An 18645-nucleotide genomic window follows, 5' to 3' on the forward strand; every position below is an offset into this window, starting at 1 on the left:
AGGGAAGGACAGCAAAAAGCCCCTTCCCGATGAGGAAGAGGCCATATGTTTGATATTCCGCCCCTCATCTTTCAAGCATGCGCTTGCTGGACTTAGCACCTTGTTACATCGTAACGGTTGCTGCGGGATCTCAGGACCAGGTTCCTCCCCCGACTCTTGATAAGGAAATCGAGCTATTCAATTAGCGAGTAACCACATCTTAACCAAAAGGGATTTAACTGTCAACAGGGAATTTTCTTAAAATAGCAGGAGCTAAATTGGATAAGGTGATGGAAAGGGGAGTCGCCAGGGGGCTTTCTGAACCCGTCGGTCGGCTCCCGTGTAATCAGGTCATGTGTTATTATTGGAAATAAGAGGGAAGGAGCGGGGCGGATGTATCTGAAATCTCGTATCAAGCACTACGTGCCGGTGCTTTTGGCTATGGCGGCCGCGTTTGCGGTGATTTCCATGGTGGTGGAGAAGCCCGACTATTCGACGGCCCTGATCGCAATCGGGATCGGCATCATGATGGGTGAAACGTTCCATTACCTGAAATCGAAAAAAACCGGGCGGATTACCGAGTAACCCTTTCGTTGAGTGGTGCAAACTGCAACCCACAAAAAAAGACCCCGAGTCAATTCGGGGTCTTACTTGTTGATGATTAAGATTAAGCTTTTTGAACGTTAGCTGCTTGAGCTCCGCGAGCACCTTGCTCAACGTCAAACGTTACTCGCTGACCTTCGTCCAAAGACTTGAAACCGTCACTTTGGATTGCGGAGAAGTGTACAAATACATCGTCTCCACCTTCACGTTCGATAAAGCCAAAACCTTTTTCTGCGTTAAACCATTTAACTGTACCTTGTTCCATTTTTGTTTCCTCCTAGTGCGTTCACACACATTTTTACTATCGTTGCTCAAAGTATCCTCAAGATGAAGAGTTGATATTCATCTTTTCCTTTACGCCGAACAAAAATAATTATTTGTATCATATCAGCTATCGGAAAAAAATGCAAATTATAATGATGACTGGGAAAGCTTCTTCCCAATAAGTCACCAACCGCTATTCCCGGTTCATCAGATAAAGTATTATACCGTTACTTTTAGTGCAGGGGTAGAAAGTAAAGACGAGGATAAATTCTATATGATCTAGTTGTTTTCCGCAAAGCAGAAATAAAAACGGTTCACCATGCAAATAATGAAATGAAGGGCAGACGTTTCTGAAACATTAGCGAAGGGGAAATGTTGGGGATGGTGAGTACAACGTGTACAGGCCTTTCCCTTGCGGCCTCTGCATATTGTTCAAATACCATATCTCCAGATAATAACAAGGAGTAACATCGCACATTCATAAATAGTGACTTGCTATAAAGTAAGTCACCAACATGCTTTGTTAGTTTTGATTGCTATAAATGATTAATTTGAGGATCGGTAGAAGAAAAGGGAGAGTACGATGATTCCAGGATGGAAAGAGGCAGATGAAGCATTAAAGAACATTGAAGTGCAAGGACATGAAAATAATCAACCTGTTACCATTATAGGGTTTGCTGAAGGCCTAACTTGCGTTGGAATCGGAACAGATGCAGCAGTCTTTCGATACGACAAAATACCGAACTACGTATTTAAAGTATACTCTTCTAAATCATTTAAGAAAAAAGAGGTCGAGAAAGATGTATACGTGCGTTTAAAATGGTCTTGTTTCTTCCCTCAATTTTATGGGGCTGGATCCAACTACATTGTTTTAAGCTTTGAACAAGGAATAACTTTGTATGATTGTTTATTGCAAGGTATTCCGATTTCTGAACAAGTCATCCAAGACGTTGAGGAAGCTCGTGAGTTTGTCAGGAGCCGGGGATTAAATCCGAGAGATATTCATTTGAAAAATATAATTTTACAAGATGGTAGAGGGAAAATCATAGACGTATCGGAATATATGAAAGAAGGAAATGATCATCGCTGGGAACACCTTGTTTGGGCATATAAAAACTTCTATCCGCTAATTTCCGGAATTCAAATGCCTTTATGGATTTTAGAAACCATTAAACATTGGTATTTTGGCATAGGCTCAGCAAGTTTAATGATACAAAATTTTTCCCGGCGAGTGAGTCAACTTTTTTTCGAGGGGAGCAAATAGATTAAGTTGATTTCTTTCCCTAGACTATATCGGCAGGAAAAAAGAACAGCCGGAACCATGACGGAGCGTCCTTTTGGGCGCTCTATTGATTTGAAACTGAGACTTTTGTTGTAAACGTTTTCTGTTTCTATTAAAATAATTCTGATAAGATAAACGATTCTGAAGGGAGAGGGGTTACATGTTTGCTGCGCTGACGCCGCTTGATTGGAAGCGGAGGGCGGTCAAGTACTACCCGGACAAAATTGCGGTGATTGATGAAGATAAGGAGTTTACGTATAGAGAGTTTGCGGAGCGGGCGGACCGGCTGTCCATCGCGCTGCACAACGCCGGCATCCGAGAAGGGGACCATGTCGCGGTGATGCTGCCGAACACGCACTACATGCTCGAGGCCTTCTACGGCATCTGCCAGATCGGGGCGGTCATGGTGCCGCTCAACTACCGGATCTCTCCGGCGGACATGGAATATATCCTGAATCACAGTGATTCCAGGATGCTCATCGTCGACGAGGAATTTACCGCTCCGATCAAGGAGATCCAGGACAAGCTGAGCTTTGACCAGTTCGTCGTCGTGAAAGTGGACGGAGCGGAGCATGGCCTGCCTGCGGCGGACTATGAGACATTCATCGGGGACGTACCGGAAGACGCCAAGGTGCCGGAAGTGAAGATCGACGAGAACCAGCTGCTCACGCTGAACTACACGAGCGGCACGACATCGCGTCCGAAGGGTGTCATGCTGACGCACCGCGGCAACTACCTGAACGCGGCGAACTTCATGTATCACCTGAGCGTGAAGCATGACGACGTCTATCTCCACACGCTTCCGATGTTCCATGCAAACGGCTGGGGTGGGGTATGGGCGATCACGGCGGCCGGCGCGACACATGTGTGCCTCCGGAAAGTCATCCCGTCGCTGATCCTCGACCTGTTCGAAGACAAGAAGATCAGCCTGCTGTGCGGCGCTCCGACCGTCGTCAACATGCTCGTCAACGAGCCGAAGGCCCAGGAAGTGGAGATCACGACAAAGCCGCGCATGGCGACTGCAGGCTCCCCGCCGGCGGCAGCGCTCATCCAGCGTGCCCAGGACCTCCTCGGCCTGAACATGATGCACGTCTACGGCCTCACCGAGACGTCGCCGTTCATCCTGTATAACGAGTGGAAGGCGGAGTTCGACGACAAGTCTGCGGACGAGCAGGCGGTGATCAAGGCGCGCCAGGGCATCGAGCTGGCCTTTAACGGCGAGACGAAAGTCGTCCGGGAAGACGGCACCGAAGTCGATTGGGACGGCATGGAGCTGGGTGAGATCGTCACACGCGGCAACGTCGTCATGGACGGCTATTACAAAGATCCGGAAAAGACCGCAGAAGCGATCAAAGACGGCTGGTTCCATACCGGCGACCTCGCCGTAACCTATCCGGACGGCTACATCGAAATCCGCGACCGCGCCAAGGACATGATTATTTCCGGCGGCGAGAACATTTCCTCGACGGAGATTGAAGGCGTCCTCTACAAGCACGGATCTGTCCTGGAAGCGGCCGTCATCGCCGTACCGGACGAGAAGTGGGGCGAGGTGCCGAAGGCGATCGTCGTCCTGCACAAGGACCGTCCGGCGACCGAACAGGACATCATCCAGTTCTGCCGCGACAACATGGCCCACTTCAAGGCACCGAAGTCGGTCGAAATCGTTGACGCCCTCCCGAAAACCGCAACAGGAAAACTCCAGAAGTTCAAGCTGCGTGAAATGTACTGGGAAGGCGCGACGAAGGTGAACTGAATATGAATCAAGCCCCGGACGATGTTGTCCGGGGCTTTACATGTTTTGTGGTCAGACCCTGATGGAACCGCGGAATCCTCTGGCGGCATAATACGAATCGGCACCGTTGTGGTAAAGGAACACCGTGTCATACCGGCGGTCGCAGAAAATGGCGCCGCCGAGCTTGCGGATGTTTTCCGGAGTCTGCACCCAGCTGGACGTTTTCTTGTCCACCTGCTCCAGCTCCTGCAGATGCCGGTACTCTTCCTCCGTCAGCATCTCGATGCCCATTTCTGCGGCCAGGTCCATCGCGGAATTCTCCGGTTTGTTCTTTTTCCGCTTCTCGAGCGCCTCGCGGTCATAGCAGATGCTCCGGCGGCCTTTCGGGCTTTCGGGTGAGCAGTCATAAAAGAGGTACTCACCAGTCTCCGGTTCTTTCCCGACCACATCCGGTTCGCCTTCGGTGTCTTCCATCGCCTGGAGGGAGCGTAGCTTGTCCGGAGCGGCTTCCAGCCTGGATTGGACATCCGCCCAATCGATGCCTTTATGGCGATGCATGTTTTCTTCAAAGCGCTCTTTTAGTATGTCGAGCAGTTCTTCATGGTTTTGTGTCATGGAGGAGCCTCCTTTATCGATGTGAGTTCAGTATACCGAATGCCGGTCGCCAATTGACAACCCGTTTCGCAACAAGGGTACCCAATATGCAATAAGGATATCTGTTTTGCAACGAGGTCCGTCCGGATTGAAACAAGGGGAACGGAATTGCCGCATGGCATCCGAAATTGCTGCATAGCACCTGAAATTGCCGTATGGCCTCTGGAATTGCCGTATGGGATTCGAATTTGCCACATGGCATCCGGAATTGCCACATGGCATCCGAAATTGACACATAGCACCTGGAAAATGCCGCAAGGGACTCGTAATTGCTACATGGGATTAAAAGTCGCCACAAGGCTCCCGAATTGCAACCAGCTGACCCGTCTCAAACAAAAAGCCGAAAAGTCCCGCAACGGACTTCTCGGCTTCCACATTATCTTCCTTTAAACTCAGGCTTCCGCTTTTCGGCAAATGCGTTAAGCGCCTCAATTCGGTCTTCCGTCGGGATGGTCACTTCATACGCCTTGCGCTCAATGGCGAGGCCGGTCTGGATGTCGGCGTTCATGCCGTGCTTGACTGCGAACTTCGCCTGTTGAAGGCCGATCGGTCCGTTGGCGAGCATCTGGTCAGCCAGTTCGACGGCAGCGTCCATCAGCTGAGCGGCAGGTACGACCTTTGTGACGACGCCATAATGATAGGCTTCTTCCGCCTTCATCCGCTTGGCGGTGAGGATCAATTCAAGTGCTTTGGCTTCACCGATCAGGCGGGGCAGGCGTTGTGTGCCTCCGGCGCCAGGGATGATGGCGAGGCTCGTTTCGGTCAGACCCATGACGGCTGTTTCCGAGGCGACGCGGAAGTCACAGGCAAGCGCCAGTTCCATTCCGCCGCCGAATGCGTAGCCGCCGATGACAGCGATGGTAGGCTGCGGCAGGTTTTCAATGGAGGTGAACACCTCGCCGATTTTATAAAGATTCCGTTTGACTTGCTGATCGGGCAGTGTCTTGCGTTCCTTCAGGTCGGCACCGACGCTGAAGGCGCGGTCGCCGGCAGCCGTGAACAGCACGACACGGATGTCAGGGTTGATGCGGATCGATTCCACGACCTTCCCCAGGTCGGTGATGAGTTCATAGTTGAATGCATTCATCGCGGCCGGCCGGTCGAGCGTCACGATGCCGAGATGGCCTTTTTGTTCGTAGCGGATCGTTTCCATGTACAGTCCCCCTTGTTGTTTGAAAAATCCCCCGTTTACAAAAACATTACCATGAGGCGGCAGGTTCCGCCACCGCATGACAGAAAAAGGTCATTGCATAAAGATGAAAGGATAGGGTAAAATAAAAACACGAACAGATGTTCTTTTTCTTCGGAAGGAGGGGAAGGGACGATGCCGCTGATCCCGCCGGAGGCACTGCCTCACTTTGAAAACCAGATTTACCTGCCGATGCTTCTCATCATTCTGGAGCGTGACCGGCTCGCATTTGAAAAAGGCCCGTTCAAGCTCAAGCGCCCGTACCTCGCGATGATCGCAGAGGCGGAAAAACTTGTGCAGAAGGACCTGAAGGAATCCCGTCTTTACATGCGCCGCCACTCGATGAAGGTGATCAAGGGGGACCATGACGACATGTTTACGGAGTATGTATTCATCCATGGCGGCTACGAGGATCACCGGCGCTACCTGAACGTCCGGCTGCGGAACCGGTCGGAGGAGCTGCTTGGCGTGTACCTGGCAATGGGTGACCGCGCCATCTAGATGAATTCCCGGTCGAGCCCGGGATGGCGGAGATAATACTGCATCCGGGAAAACTTTTTGTCGAGCCGGCATGCGAGGGCATACTGCCGGTTCATCGTCTGGATGGAGACGTTCACCCGGATGGTGTCGCCATTCTCCAGCAGCACTTCACAGGCGTTCGAATTCCCCCAATAATCCTCGATGCCATGAAGGCCGATCCAGACATTGCTCTCGGATTGTGGTGAGAGGGTCGGGAGAAAAATGCAAGGCATTCCCATATCCTGAACGATGAGCACGGGCACTTTATGGTGATTTCCAATCAGCTTGCTGGAAATCTGGATCGCCTGGCGAAGCGTGGTCCCGTACATTTCGCATGCCCGTTTCAGGTTATTGAGCGGCTTGTTGTCGAGAAGGAGCTTGTCTTTCTTCTCCGTAACGACTGTGCAGACCTTGCCATCAATCACTTTAGGCTCAAGAACCAATGTGTCGAACGAAATATAATAAGGAGATGCCAGTCGTTTCAAATCCAAAATGGATGACCCCCTGACTATGTTTACTTCTAATTATAGAAAACACTGGAAGGAAAGCAATACTTATTTCTCATTAATTCAAATTAACTGTGAATATCGAATTTTTAAAAATAACCGTTGCATTCCCCATCCTTTTGCATATATAATAGGAAAAAGCGCCAGGTGGTGAATGGGATGGAACATTATTATTCGTACGCGGAATTCCTGAAGGCAGTCGGTAAGGGTAAAGCGAGTCCGTCTGAGCAGCTGCTGAACGATATCTACATGGACCTGTTCCTGAAGCATGTGCACCGTGAACAGAACCGGGAACGCCTGCTCAACCTGATCGACGAAGCACTCGACCTGAAGGACATGGAAGCCTTCAACCTGTACACCGAACAGCTGAATCAGCTGGATGACGACGAAACCGGGAAACCGTAACGCTGGAGGATTGCTGACATCATGCCGAAATCATATTGTTGAACCGTCCGTACTGAAGGGGATTGAGCCCTGTGTGCGGGCGGTTTTGTGTGTCCGGCACTGATTCCGCCCGTCAGGAGACGGCCGCCCGGAGGGAAGGGGGATCGCTCCGTTTCCCTAAGAAAGCCGGTGTCAGATTAATAGAAAACACCTGTTCGCTTTTTGCTCGTGAAGAATAGGGGAATATGATACGATAATGACATGATTGAGTTTCATGAACGCTATCGGAAGGGGACGGGACATGGTCCAGAAATTTGAACTGCAGGCACCGTATGAGCCTCTGGGCGACCAGCCCAGGGCAATCGACCGGCTGGTGGCCGGCGTCAAGGAAGGCAAACGGCATCAGACGCTTCTCGGGGCGACGGGAACGGGGAAAACGTTCACCGTCTCGAACGTGCTGACGGAGATCAACAAGCCGACACTGGTCATTGCACACAACAAGACGCTCGCCGGCCAGCTGTACAGCGAGTTCAAGGAGTTCTTCCCGAACAACGCCGTCGAATACTTTGTCAGTTACTACGACTACTACCAGCCAGAGGCCTACGTGCCGTCGACGGATACGTATATTGAAAAAGATGCGAGCATCAATGATGAGATCGACAAGCTGCGCCACTCGGCGACGTCTTCGCTGTTCGAGCGGAATGACGTGCTAATCGTGGCGTCCGTGTCGTGCATCTATGGTCTCGGTAACCCGGATGAATACCGCGAGATGCTCGTGTCGCTCCGGGTGGGCATGGAAATCAGCCGCAACGAGCTGCTCAGGCGGTTCGTCGACATCCAGTACAACCGAAATGACATGAACTTCATCCGCGGGACGTTCCGCGTGCGCGGCGACGTCGTCGAGATCTTCCCGGCATCGCGCGACGAGCGCTGCATCCGGATCGAGTTTTTCGGGGACGAGATCGACCGGCTGCGGGAAGTCGATGCGCTTACCGGCGAGATCCTCGGCGATCGCGAGCACGTCGCCATCTTCCCGGCTTCCCACTTCGTCACACGCGAGGCGAAGATGAAAAAGGCAATCGAGAACATCGAGGCCGAGCTGGAGGAACAGCTGAAAGTGATGCGCGCGGAGGACAAGCTGCTGGAGGCCCAGCGGCTCGAACAGCGTACGCGCTATGACCTGGAGATGATGAAGGAGATGGGGTTCTGTTCGGGGATCGAGAACTATTCCCGCCACCTGACCCTGAAACCGGCGGGTGCGACGCCGTACACGCTGCTTGACTACTTTCCGGATGACTTCCTCATGATCATCGACGAAAGCCACGTGACTCTTCCGCAGGTCCGCGGCATGTACAACGGGGACCAGGCGCGCAAGCAGGTGCTTGTGGACCACGGGTTCCGCCTGCCGTCGGCACTCGACAACCGTCCGCTGAAGTTCGAGGAGTTCGAGGCGCGGCTCCGCCAGGCCATCTATGTGTCGGCGACGCCGGGCCCGTACGAACTGGAGCATTCCCCGGAAATGGTCGAACAGATCATCAGGCCGACGGGGCTGCTTGATCCGGTCATCGAAGTGCGGCCGATCGAAGGCCAGATCGATGACCTGATCGACGAGATCCAGGAGCGCATCAAGAAAAACGAGCGCGTCCTCATCACGACGCTGACAAAGAAAATGTCGGAAGACCTCACCGACTACCTGAAGGAAATCGGAATCAAGGTCAACTACCTCCACTCGGAAGTGAAGACGCTCGAGCGGATTGAAATTATACGCGAGCTGCGGCTCGGGACGTATGACGTTCTCGTCGGGATCAACCTCCTGCGGGAAGGCCTGGACATCCCGGAAGTATCGCTTGTCGCCATACTCGACGCCGACAAGGAAGGGTTCCTGCGCTCCTCGCGCTCGCTGATCCAGACAATCGGGCGTGCCGCACGGAACTCGAACGGGCACGTCATCATGTACGCCGACCGGATGACCGACTCGATGCGCATCGCGATCGACGAAACGGCACGGAGGCGCGAGAAGCAGATTGCCTACAACGAAGAGCACGGCATCACGCCGACGACAATCAATAAGCAGATCCGCGAATCGATCCGCGCGACACACGAGGCCGAAGAGACGGCAACGTATGCGGAAAAGGCGACACAAGGGAAGAAGCTGACGAAGGACGAGAAAGAATCGCTCCTCGCTTCCCTCGAAAAGGAAATGAAAGAAGCGGCAAAGGCGCTCGACTTCGAACGGGCCGCCACGCTCCGCGATACGATACTCGAACTGAAAGCAGAGGGGTGAGATTCGCATGAAAAACCAGGAAATCGTCATTCAGGGTGCGCGCGCGCATAACCTGAAGGACATCAATGTCACCATCCCGCGGGACAAGCTGGTCGTGGTGACCGGCCTGTCCGGCTCGGGCAAGTCCTCGCTTGCCTTCGACACGATCTATGCAGAAGGGCAGCGGCGCTATGTGGAGTCGCTGTCTGCCTATGCCCGAATGTTCCTCGGCCAGATGGACAAGCCGGATGTCGACGCAATCGAAGGGCTGTCGCCGGCCATCGCGATCGACCAGAAAACGACGAGCCGCAACCCGCGGTCGACCGTCGGCACGGTCACGGAGATTTCTGACTATCTCCGGCTGCTGTATGCGAGGATCGGCAAGCCGATCTGTCCGAACCACGGAATCGAGATTTCCTCCCAGACGGTCGAGCAGATGGTCGATCGGGTGATGGAACTGCCGGAGCGCACACGCCTCCAGATTCTCGCGCCCGTCGTTTCCGGACGCAAGGGAACGCACAAAAAACTTCTGGAAGATATTAAAAAGCAGGGCTATGTCCGTGTGAGGGTCAACGGGGAACTGTATGACCTGGACGATGACATCGACCTGAACAAAAACAAAAAACACGACATTGAAGTCGTCATCGACCGGATCGTCGTGAAAGATGATGTGGAAGGGCGCCTGTCGGATTCCCTCGAGACCGCAGCATCACTCGCCGGTGGCCGCGCGATCATCGACATCATCGGCGGCGAAGAGCTGATTTACAACGAACATCATGCCTGCCCGATGTGCGGATTTTCGATCGGGGAACTGGAGCCGCGGCTGTTCTCGTTCAACAGCCCGTTCGGTGCCTGCCCTGAATGTGACGGGCTCGGCTCCAGACAGGAAGTCGACCCGGAACTCGTCATTCCGGACAAGAGCCTGTCCCTCACGGAAGGGGCCATCGCCCCGTGGGAGCCGACAAGCTCCCAGTACTATCCGGAGCTCCTGAAGGCGATCTGCAAACATTACGGGATTTCCATGGACGTGCCGGTCAGCGAGCTTCCGGACAGCCAGCTCGACAAGATCCTTTACGGCTCCGGAAGCGACCGGATCCGCTTCCGCTATACGAATGAATTCGGGAAGACCCGCGACAACCAGATCTATTTTGAAGGGGTGCTCAAGAACGTCGAGCGCCGCTACCGGGAGACCAGTTCCGACTGGATCCGCGAACAGATGGAGAAGTATATGGCGGAGCGGCCATGCCCGACCTGCGGCGGCGACCGGCTCAAGGAGGAGGCCCTTGCCGTGAAAATCGCGGGCCTCAACATCTCCCAGGTGACCCGGTTCCCGATCACGGAAGCGGTCGACTTTTTCGAGGGACTCAATCTGTCGGAGAACGACCGGGCGATTGCGAAGCTGATCCTTAGGGAGATCAATTCACGTCTCGGTTTCCTTGTGAACGTCGGGCTGGATTACCTGTCGATGTCCCGGGCGGCGGGCACGCTGTCCGGCGGGGAAGCGCAGCGGATCCGGCTGGCCACGCAAATCGGCTCGAAGCTGTCGGGTGTCCTGTACATTCTCGACGAGCCGTCGATCGGGCTGCACCAGCGTGACAACGACAAGCTGATCGGCACGCTGAAGGAGATGCGCGATCTCGGCAATACGCTCATCGTCGTCGAGCACGACGAAGATACGATGATGGCTGCGGACCACCTTATCGACATCGGCCCGGGGGCCGGGCTGCACGGCGGGGAAATCATCGCCCAGGGCACGCCGCAGGAAGTGGCAGAGGATCCGGATTCGATTACCGGTGCTTATCTGAGCGGCCGTAAATTCATCCCGGTGCCGGTTGAGCGCCGTAAGCCGGACGGCCGCACCGTCCGCATCGAAGGCGCATCGGAAAACAACCTGAAGACCGTCGACGCCGAGTTCCCGCTCGGCCAGTTTATCGCTGTCACGGGCGTGTCCGGCTCCGGGAAATCGACGCTCGTCAATGAAATTCTCTATAAGACTCTCGCCCAGAAGCTGAACCGTGCCAAGTCGAAGCCGGGCGCCTATGCTGGAATTTCAGGGCTTGAAGAGCTTGAAAAAGTCATCGACATCGACCAGTCGCCGATCGGCCGGACACCCCGTTCGAACCCGGCAACGTACACCGGCGTGTTCGACAACATCCGCGATCTGTTCGCCTCAACCAACGATGCAAAAGTCCGCGGTTTCCAGAAGGGGCGGTTCAGCTTCAACGTCAAAGGCGGACGCTGTGAGGCATGCAGGGGGGATGGCATCATCAAGATCGAGATGCACTTCCTGCCGGATGTCTACGTTCCGTGCGAAGTGTGCCACGGCCGCCGGTACAACCGGGAGACGCTTGAAGTCCGCTATAAGGGCAAGAATATCTCCGATGTGCTCGACATGACCGTGTCGGATGCCGCGGTGTTCTTCGAGAACATCCAGAAAATCCACCGGAAGCTCCAGACACTCGTCGATGTCGGCCTCGGTTACGTGAAGCTCGGCCAGCCGGCGACAACGCTCTCGGGCGGGGAAGCCCAGCGCGTCAAGCTCGCATCCGAACTGCACCGCCGGTCGAACGGCAAGACATTTTACATTCTGGATGAGCCGACGACGGGACTCCATGCGCATGACATTTCACGCCTGCTGGAAGTGCTTCACCGGCTCGTCGACAACGGCAATACGGTATTGGTCATCGAGCACAACCTCGACGTCATCAAGACGGTTGACCACATCATCGACCTCGGACCGGAGGGCGGCGACCGCGGCGGCCAGATTATCGCGACCGGCACCCCGGAAGAAGTGGCGGAAGTCCGGGAATCCTATACCGGCCGCTACCTGAAGCCGATTCTCGAGCGCGACCGGAAGCGGTCGGAGGCGCTTCTGGCGGAAGCGGAAAGTCGGGCCTGACGGATTTTTCGGACATGGCAGTGAAACTTTTCCTGTTCCCGGCACGTAACATAACTATCAACGGAAGCGCCATGCCGCTTTCGAAGGAGGAACGCACATGAAAGACGAGAAAAGCCGTATTCTGGACATGCTGGAACAAGGGACAATCAGCGCAGACGAAGCATTGCGTCTTTTGGAAAAGTTCGAGAGCAACCGGGAAGCCGTGAAGGACAGCCACCCCGAACTCCAGGGGCAGGGGGACAAGCAGGAAGCGGAACCGCAGCCGACAGCCGCGGGCGATGAAGGGGACAACTGGCAGGGGGACTTTCATCAGGACGCCCAGCAGGAAAGCGAAGAACACCGCTCCGGAAAACAGGCATCCATGGATGATTTCCTGGATGACGTCCGGCGCGACTTCACGACGATCGGCAACCGGTTCATGCAATTTATGCAGACGGCTGTCGACCGCGTAAAAACATTTGACCTCGATAAGCCGTTCGGTGAGCCAGTCGTCTTCCATGAGACTTTCTCGAAAAGCGCGGAAGGCATCGAGGAAATTGCCGTCGATTTGTCGATGGGCAGCTTTGATGTACGGATCGGCGAAGGGGAAGAGCTCCGCGCCGAGTGCGAGGTGAAGGTCCACCGGGCAGAGGATGAAGCCGAGGCGAAGCGGGAATTTGAGGAGCGCTTCCTCTTCATCACGGACGGCAACCGCCTCCGCATTTCGAACGACCAGAAGATGACCCAGGTGAATGTTGTGCTCCATGTGCCTGAAAAGCAGTACAAGAAGCTGTCTGTCCGCATGTTCAACGGTGTATTCACATCCGGTGCGGGCCTGACTGCGGCACAGGTGCGGGTGCGCACGGCCAACGGCAAGATTGAGGCACACAATCTCCATTTCGACGAGGCGGAGTTTGAGACCGCGAACGGCGCAATCCGCCTGAGTGACATCCACGGCGAACAGGTGGAGGCGGAAACGCTCAACGGCCGGATCGACATCGACGGCATGCTGAAGGACATCGACGCAAAGTCGGTGAACGGCCACGTCATCGTCACGACACGCGATGCCGAATCCCGCAAGGTGGAAGCGACCGCCATGTCCGGAAGCGTCGAAGTCTATGTGCCGAAGGATACCGGCATCGAAGGGGAGGTCTCTTCAAACTTCGGCCGGATGGACATCCGCATGCCGGACGTCACCCGGACAAAAGAGCAGGAACAGCTGCTCCAGAAATCCATCCGATTCAGCAAACAGGGCGGCAACCCGGATCTTCCGCCGCTCCGCATCAAGGGCGAGGCCAAGACGGGCTCTGTCATTGTCGGCTATATCGGAAACTGAAGAATATTAAAAGGACGGAAGGCACAGGCGGCCTCCGTCCTTTTTGTGTTGTGTGGGTGCCGGTTTCGCGAAAGTGACGAATTGCCTTGCGAAAGTGACGAAAGGCACTCCGAAAGTGAAGAATCGCCTCGCGAAAGTGACGAAACACTCCCCGAAAGTGACGAACCGGCGCACTCAGATCCACCTGGTCCGCTCACAGCCCCTTGCCGTAGTACCAGTTCACCACGGCGAATGCGATGGCACGGGCGCATTGCCTCCTGTACCGGTCGTTTTTCAGGAGGCCGGCTTCCGCGCGGTTTGTCATGAATCCGCACTCGAGCAGGACGGCGGGCATGCGGGTGTTGCGCACAACGGCAAAGTCGGCACGCTTCACGCCGCGGTTTTTCCTGCCCGTGGCGGAGATGAGCGCAGCCTGCACATGACCCGCGAGCAGTTCGGACTGGCGCTGTGCACGCGGATAGATATACGTCTCGATGCCGTTCGCCCCATTCCAGCCGGAGCCGAATGCATTGGCGTGGATGGAGATATAGGCATCCGCTCCCCAGTTGTTTGCCTTGCGCACACGTTCCGCCAGCGGAACGTCGCGTCCCGGCGCATGTGCGGTCATCACCGTAATCCCTTCGTTCCTGAGCAGCTTTTCCGCATATGCGGAGACCGATGCGTTAAACGCAAATTCCAGCAGCGTTCCGTCAGGCGTCCGCTTGCCCGGTGTCGCCGGACCGTGCCCGGCATCCAGCATGATTTTCTTCAACGTCATCCCCCCCTCCGACAGTTACATAGAACCATCCCGCCTGTCGGATACGCCGGAATAAAGGCGTTCCGGATAAAAGCGATGTCCATTGACCGAATCTTTGTTAGAATATAGGGCATGGCCGACATTCGGCAGCGAAGGGGGCAATGCCGATGGATCACGTGACGGTAAAAGACGTGATGGAACGTTTCGGACTTGAACTGTCTGCGGGCGCGGAAGGAATCGGGCGGCATATCGCCAGCAGCGACATTTCCCGTCCCGGACTAGAAGTGGCCGGTTTCTTCGAATATTATCCGGCGAACCGTATCCAGCTGTTGGGAAAAAGCGAGATCTCATTTTTCTCGATGCTTCCCCGTCTGGACAAGATGGAGCGCGCCCGGAAGCTCTGCTCTCCGGACACGCCGATGATCGTCGTCTGCCACAGCATGCGGATTCCGCCGGAGCTGGTGGCAGCGGCGGAAGAGGAGCAGGTGCCGCTCCTCTCGTCACCGATGACGACGACCAAACTGTCGAACAAGCTGAGCGACTTTCTCGAGAACCGCCTGGCACCGATGACGGCGGTCCATGGTGTCCTTCTTGACATCTACGGGCTCGGTGTCCTGATCACAGGCAAAAGCGGCATCGGCAAAAGTGAGGTGGCGCTCGACCTCGTCAAGCGCGGGCACCGGCTCGTCGCAGACGACATGGTGGAGATCCGCCAGGTGGCGGAAGATACATTGGTCGGCAATCCGCCGGAACTGCTCCGTCATCTGCTCGAGATCCGGGGGCTCGGCATCATTGATGTGCAGATGCTCTTCGGGGCAAGCGCGATCCGTGACTTTAAGCGGATCACGCTCGTCATCGACCTGGAACTCTGGGATCCGGAGCGGTCCTACGACAGACTCGGCCTCGAGGAAGAGAAATTGAAGATCCTCGACACCGAGCTGACACGGCTCACCGTGCCGGTGCGTCCGGGACGGAATATGTCGTCGATCGTCGAGGTGGCGGCGATGAACCATCGCATGAAGCAAATGGGCATGAATGCAGCCGAGCAGTTTTCCGACCGGCTGAACGATATGATCGGACGGGAACAGGACCCGTCCTACTAAGCCGGCATTCAGCCGGCGTGCACGGAAGAAGGGATCATTGAATGCAGTTTTCTCTCGCGGCGATCGATCCGATCGCCTTTTCTCTCGGACCCATTGATGTCCGCTGGTACGGGATCCTCATTGCGACAGGAATCGTGCTGGGATTCCTCGTCGTTCAGCGGGAAGCGGTGAAGCGGGGCCTCCACCCCGACTTCATGACCGACTTCCTTATCTGGGCGGTGCCGATTTCAATCGTCGGCGCGCGGCTCTACTATGTCATCTTCCAGTGGGAGTACTACCAGAACGACCCCGGGAAAATCTTCAGAATCTGGGAAGGCGGGCTCGCCATTCATGGTGCGCTGATCGCGGCAGTGATAACGGCAATTATTTATACGAGAAAGCATGGTGTATCGTTCTGGAAAGTCGCGGACATCACGGCACCGGGCCTGCTCATCGGCCAGATTCTCGGGCGTTGGGGCAACTTCGTGAACCAGGAAGCACACGGGGATGCGGTTCCGGATGACTGGTGGGGCTATTCCGCGCTGCCGGACTGGATCGTGAATCAGATGACGATCGACGGGGTGACATACCATCCGACGTTCCTTTATGAATCGGTCTGGAACCTGGTCGGCCTGCTTCTCATCCTGTTCGTTCTCAGGCGCATGAATCCCGAACGCGGCGTCATCTTCCTGTTCTACATTGCCTGGTATTCGTTCGGCCGCTTCTTTATCGAAGGGATGCGTACGGACAGTCTGATGGCTTCCGGCCTGAAGGCGGCACAGGTTGTATCCATCATCGGCTTCTTCGGTGCGATCCTGATTTATCTGATCCGCCGATTCGTGATGAAAATCCGCACACGCTATAGAGAATAAGTCAGCTGACGGCCCGACTTGCGGGCCTGAAAGATAAGAAAAGGATGTCGAACTGAAACATGTCTACTCTACGCAAAGGAATTCGGGCGGGGCTGAATACGACGTGGACACTCGGCAAGATTATCTTCCCGATTACGCTTCTGGTCGTCATCCTGCAACATACGCCCGTACTGCCGTGGATCATCAATCTCGTGGCACCGCTTATGGGAATATTCGGGTTGCCGGGGGAAGCGGCGATTCCGCTCGTCCTCGGCAACGCACTGAATCTGTATGCCGGCATCGCCGGTATCCTGTCGCTGGAACTGACGGTGAAGGAAGTGTTCATCCTCGCCGTCATGCTGTCGTTCTCACATAACCTATTTATCGAATCCGGCGTCGCCATGCGCGTCGGGGTCAGGCTCTGGGTCATCCTGGTCGTCCGCCTCGGCCTTGCAGCATTTTCCGCCATTCTGATCAATCTGTTCTGGAAGGGCGGATCGGAAATCGCGCAGTACGGTATGGCGCCCGCACCCGAAGCTGCACCGGAAACTTGGGGCGGCATCGCACTTCTCGGACTTGAAAAAGCCGGTTTCGGGGTTCTGCAGCTTGCGGTCATCGTCATTCCGCTCATGGTCGCGATCCAGTTCCTGAAAGACGGAGGCTGGATGCAGAGGCTGTCCGCCAAGCTAGGTCCGCTCACGAAGCTGATCGGGGTCCAGCCGAACGCCGGCATGACCCTGGCCACGGGGCTGGTCGCAGGACTGGCAATGGGGGCAGGTGTCATGATCCAGGCGGTGGAAGAGGATGGCGTCAGCAAAAAGGACGCAACGCTCGTCCTCATCTTCCTTGTCAGTTGCCACGCGGTCATCGAGGACACGCTCATCTTCATGCCGCTCGGCATTCCGGTCTGGCCGCTGCTGCTGATCCGTGTGGTGACCGCATTCGTACTGACAATGGCGGTTGCCTGGGCATGGAAGAGGGCAGAACTATCCAAAGAAAAGGGAGTCGTGATGCAGCATGGCCAATAAAATCGAAACCATCCTGTTCGACTTTGACGGGACACTGTTTGACACGAACGATCTGATTATCGAGACTTTCATGACAGTTCTCGGCAAGCATTTCCCGGGCCGGTATGCCCGGGAGGACTGCCTTCCGTTCATGGGCCCGCCGCTGCGGGAGACATTTGAGGAGCTGGCCCCGGAGAATGTCGATCAGATGATGGAAGAGTATGTGAAATGGAACCTGGAAAACCATGACAGGCTTACGTCAGAGTTCCCGGGAGTGTCTGATGTACTCAAGAAGCTGAAGGAACGCGGTCTCAAGATGGCGATCGTCTCCACAAAGCGGAACAAAACCATTCACAGGGGTCTTGACCTCATGGATGCGGAGGGCGTCTTCGAAGTCGTGATCGGGCTGGATGACGTGACTCACGCCAAGCCTCATCCGGAACCGCTCCAAAAAGCGATGGACGCGCTTGGCGCAGACCCGGCGACGACCCTGATGGTCGGGGACAACTCGCATGACATCGAAGGCGGCCGGAATGCCGGCACGCTCACGGCAGGAGTTGCCTGGAGTGCGAAGGGCAGGGCCTTCATGGAATCGCTCAAGCCGGATTATATGCTGGATGCAATCGAGGACCTGCTGGAGATTGCGGATGGGAAGGTCCGGGCGGAATGAGGCGGACCGACCGCCATCCTGCGCCGGTCAAAGGAGTCAATCCGCTCTGGCACATGTACCGGACCATCTCGTTTTTCAAGGTGGCCAAGAACTTCGTTGTCATCCAGATCGGCCGGTATACACCGTTTCTGTCAGTGAAGCGCTGGCTCTACCAAACGTTTCTCGGCATGAAAATCGGGGAGAAGACGGCGCTTGCGCTCATGGTGGTGCCGGATACGATGTTTCCAGAGCGCATCCGAATCGGCCGGAATTCCATCATCGGGTTCAACACGACGCTCCTCGCACACGAATACCTGACCGATGAATACCGGCTCGGTGACGTCATCATCGGCGACAACGTGATGATCGGAGCCAATACGACCATCCTTCCGGGTGTGGAGATCGGGGACGGCGCCACCGTCTCCGCCGCTTCGCTCGTCAACCGCGACATCCCGCCCGGCAGCCTCGCCGGCGGGAATCCGGTCCGCATCATCTACACCGCCGAACAACTGAAGGAACGGAAGAGAACCCCCCGTCAGCATTGACGGGGGGTTCTGTATGCCGGGGCTGCGGATCGACCCACTTTTTTAAGGCAACGTCTCGTTCCCATAAAGCATAGCCTCACGCCGATTCATCAGCGGAACCGGCCCTTGTTCAGAATGATACCCATCCATTACCGGCGACCGGGCGGCTGCCACTATGATATAATGGGTAGCTGAAAACATTTGAAC

General features: G+C 55.5%; 18 protein-coding genes and 1 riboswitch. Of the genes, 13 read left to right on the forward strand and 5 right to left on the reverse strand.

The genetic code is table 11. The features are described 5' to 3' along the window. Positions 1-61: 61 nt before the first annotated feature. Positions 62-166, reverse strand: a riboswitch (SAM riboswitch). Positions 167-372: 206 nt separating this feature from the next. After that, positions 373-564, forward strand: coding sequence for a hypothetical protein (locus tag AV656_RS15165; RefSeq protein ID WP_063183608.1), 192 nt, complete (start codon positions 373-375; stop codon positions 562-564). Between the two features lie 82 nt (positions 565-646). Here the strand turns inward: AV656_RS15165 and cspC are convergent, their stop codons facing one another. Then, positions 647-847, reverse strand: a complete 201-nt coding sequence (gene cspC / locus AV656_RS15170) for a cold shock protein CspC (RefSeq protein WP_008300256.1) — start codon at positions 845-847, stop codon at positions 647-649. Between the two features lie 582 nt (positions 848-1429). On the opposite strand from cspC, the gene AV656_RS15175 reads away from it, so the two are divergent. Together AV656_RS15175 and AV656_RS15180 are read left to right on the forward strand one after the other, a co-directional pair. After that, positions 1430-2110: a hypothetical protein gene (locus AV656_RS15175; protein WP_063183610.1), complete on the forward strand. Its 681-nt coding sequence runs from the start codon at positions 1430-1432 to the stop codon at positions 2108-2110. A gap of 178 nt (positions 2111-2288) precedes the next feature. Next, positions 2289-3881, forward strand: a complete 1593-nt coding sequence (locus tag AV656_RS15180) for a long-chain-fatty-acid--CoA ligase (RefSeq protein WP_063183612.1) — start codon at positions 2289-2291, stop codon at positions 3879-3881. 51 nt (positions 3882-3932) lie between these two features. Here AV656_RS15180 and AV656_RS15185 read toward each other — a convergent pair whose 3' ends face one another. Then, on the reverse strand, positions 3933-4475 hold the full coding sequence (locus AV656_RS15185) for a DUF4256 domain-containing protein (RefSeq protein ID WP_063183614.1): 543 nt from the start codon (positions 4473-4475) through the stop codon (positions 3933-3935). Positions 4476-4890: 415 nt separating this feature from the next. Continuing rightward, entirely contained in the window at positions 4891-5667 is a 777-nt protein-coding gene (locus AV656_RS15190) for an enoyl-CoA hydratase-related protein (protein WP_063183616.1), read from the reverse strand. Between the two features lie 171 nt (positions 5668-5838). Between AV656_RS15190 and AV656_RS15195 the strand changes: the two genes are divergently transcribed. Then, complete coding sequence (locus tag AV656_RS15195; RefSeq protein WP_008300262.1) at positions 5839-6204, forward strand: hypothetical protein; 366 nt, start codon at positions 5839-5841, stop codon at positions 6202-6204. On the opposite strand, the gene AV656_RS15200 is transcribed toward AV656_RS15195, so the two are convergent. Beyond that, positions 6201-6713: a competence protein ComK gene (locus AV656_RS15200; RefSeq protein ID WP_063183618.1), complete on the reverse strand. Its 513-nt coding sequence runs from the start codon at positions 6711-6713 to the stop codon at positions 6201-6203. The genes AV656_RS15195 and AV656_RS15200 overlap by 4 nt on opposite strands. Positions 6714-6887: 174 nt before the next feature. Here AV656_RS15200 and AV656_RS15205 point away from each other — a divergent pair, with 174 nt between their 5' ends. The 4 genes from AV656_RS15205 (at position 6888) to AV656_RS15220 (ending at position 13589) form a co-directional block, all read left to right on the forward strand. Then, complete coding sequence (locus AV656_RS15205; RefSeq protein WP_063183620.1) at positions 6888-7133, forward strand: IDEAL domain-containing protein; 246 nt, start codon at positions 6888-6890, stop codon at positions 7131-7133. 280 nt (positions 7134-7413) lie between these two features. Further along, positions 7414-9396 (forward strand): excinuclease ABC subunit UvrB, encoded by a 1983-nt coding sequence (gene uvrB / locus AV656_RS15210; RefSeq protein ID WP_063183623.1) that lies wholly within the window; start codon positions 7414-7416, stop codon positions 9394-9396. A 7-nt stretch (positions 9397-9403) separates the two neighbouring features. Continuing rightward, entirely contained in the window at positions 9404-12274 is a 2871-nt protein-coding gene (gene uvrA, locus AV656_RS15215) for an excinuclease ABC subunit UvrA (protein WP_063183625.1), read from the forward strand. A gap of 97 nt (positions 12275-12371) precedes the next feature. Beyond that, positions 12372-13589 carry a DUF4097 family beta strand repeat-containing protein gene (locus AV656_RS15220; RefSeq protein WP_063183628.1) on the forward strand — a complete coding sequence of 406 codons (1218 nt, stop codon included), beginning with the start codon at positions 12372-12374 and terminating at the stop codon, positions 13587-13589. Positions 13590-13782: 193 nt separating this feature from the next. On the opposite strand, the gene AV656_RS15225 is transcribed toward AV656_RS15220, so the two are convergent. Beyond that, entirely contained in the window at positions 13783-14346 is a 564-nt protein-coding gene (locus tag AV656_RS15225; protein ID WP_063183630.1) for an N-acetylmuramoyl-L-alanine amidase family protein, read from the reverse strand. Positions 14347-14492: 146 nt separating this feature from the next. Between AV656_RS15225 and hprK the strand changes: the two genes are divergently transcribed. Genes hprK through AV656_RS15250 form a run of 5 tightly spaced genes read left to right on the forward strand, consistent with a single transcriptional unit; the run spans position 14493 to position 18459 of the window. Further along, positions 14493-15428 carry an HPr(Ser) kinase/phosphatase gene (gene hprK, locus AV656_RS15230; RefSeq protein ID WP_063183632.1) on the forward strand — a complete coding sequence of 312 codons (936 nt, stop codon included), beginning with the start codon at positions 14493-14495 and terminating at the stop codon, positions 15426-15428. Between the two features lie 41 nt (positions 15429-15469). Next, positions 15470-16279, forward strand: coding sequence for a prolipoprotein diacylglyceryl transferase (lgt, locus tag AV656_RS15235; RefSeq protein ID WP_063183634.1), 810 nt, complete (start codon positions 15470-15472; stop codon positions 16277-16279). Between the two features lie 59 nt (positions 16280-16338). Next, entirely contained in the window at positions 16339-17286 is a 948-nt protein-coding gene (locus tag AV656_RS15240) for a nucleoside recognition domain-containing protein (protein WP_063183636.1), read from the forward strand. Continuing rightward, entirely contained in the window at positions 17276-17935 is a 660-nt protein-coding gene (ppaX, locus tag AV656_RS15245; protein WP_063183639.1) for a pyrophosphatase PpaX, read from the forward strand. Before AV656_RS15240 ends, ppaX begins: the two co-directional genes overlap by 11 nt. Then, positions 17932-18459: an acyltransferase gene (locus AV656_RS15250; protein WP_063183641.1), complete on the forward strand. Its 528-nt coding sequence runs from the start codon at positions 17932-17934 to the stop codon at positions 18457-18459. The genes ppaX and AV656_RS15250 overlap by 4 nt, the downstream gene beginning before the upstream one ends. Positions 18460-18645 lie beyond the last annotated feature (186 nt).

Origin of the sequence: Bhargavaea cecembensis (assembly GCF_001619585.1) — a bacterium.
In the GTDB taxonomy this organism is placed as follows: domain Bacteria; phylum Bacillota; class Bacilli; order Bacillales_A; family Planococcaceae; genus Bhargavaea; species Bhargavaea cecembensis_A.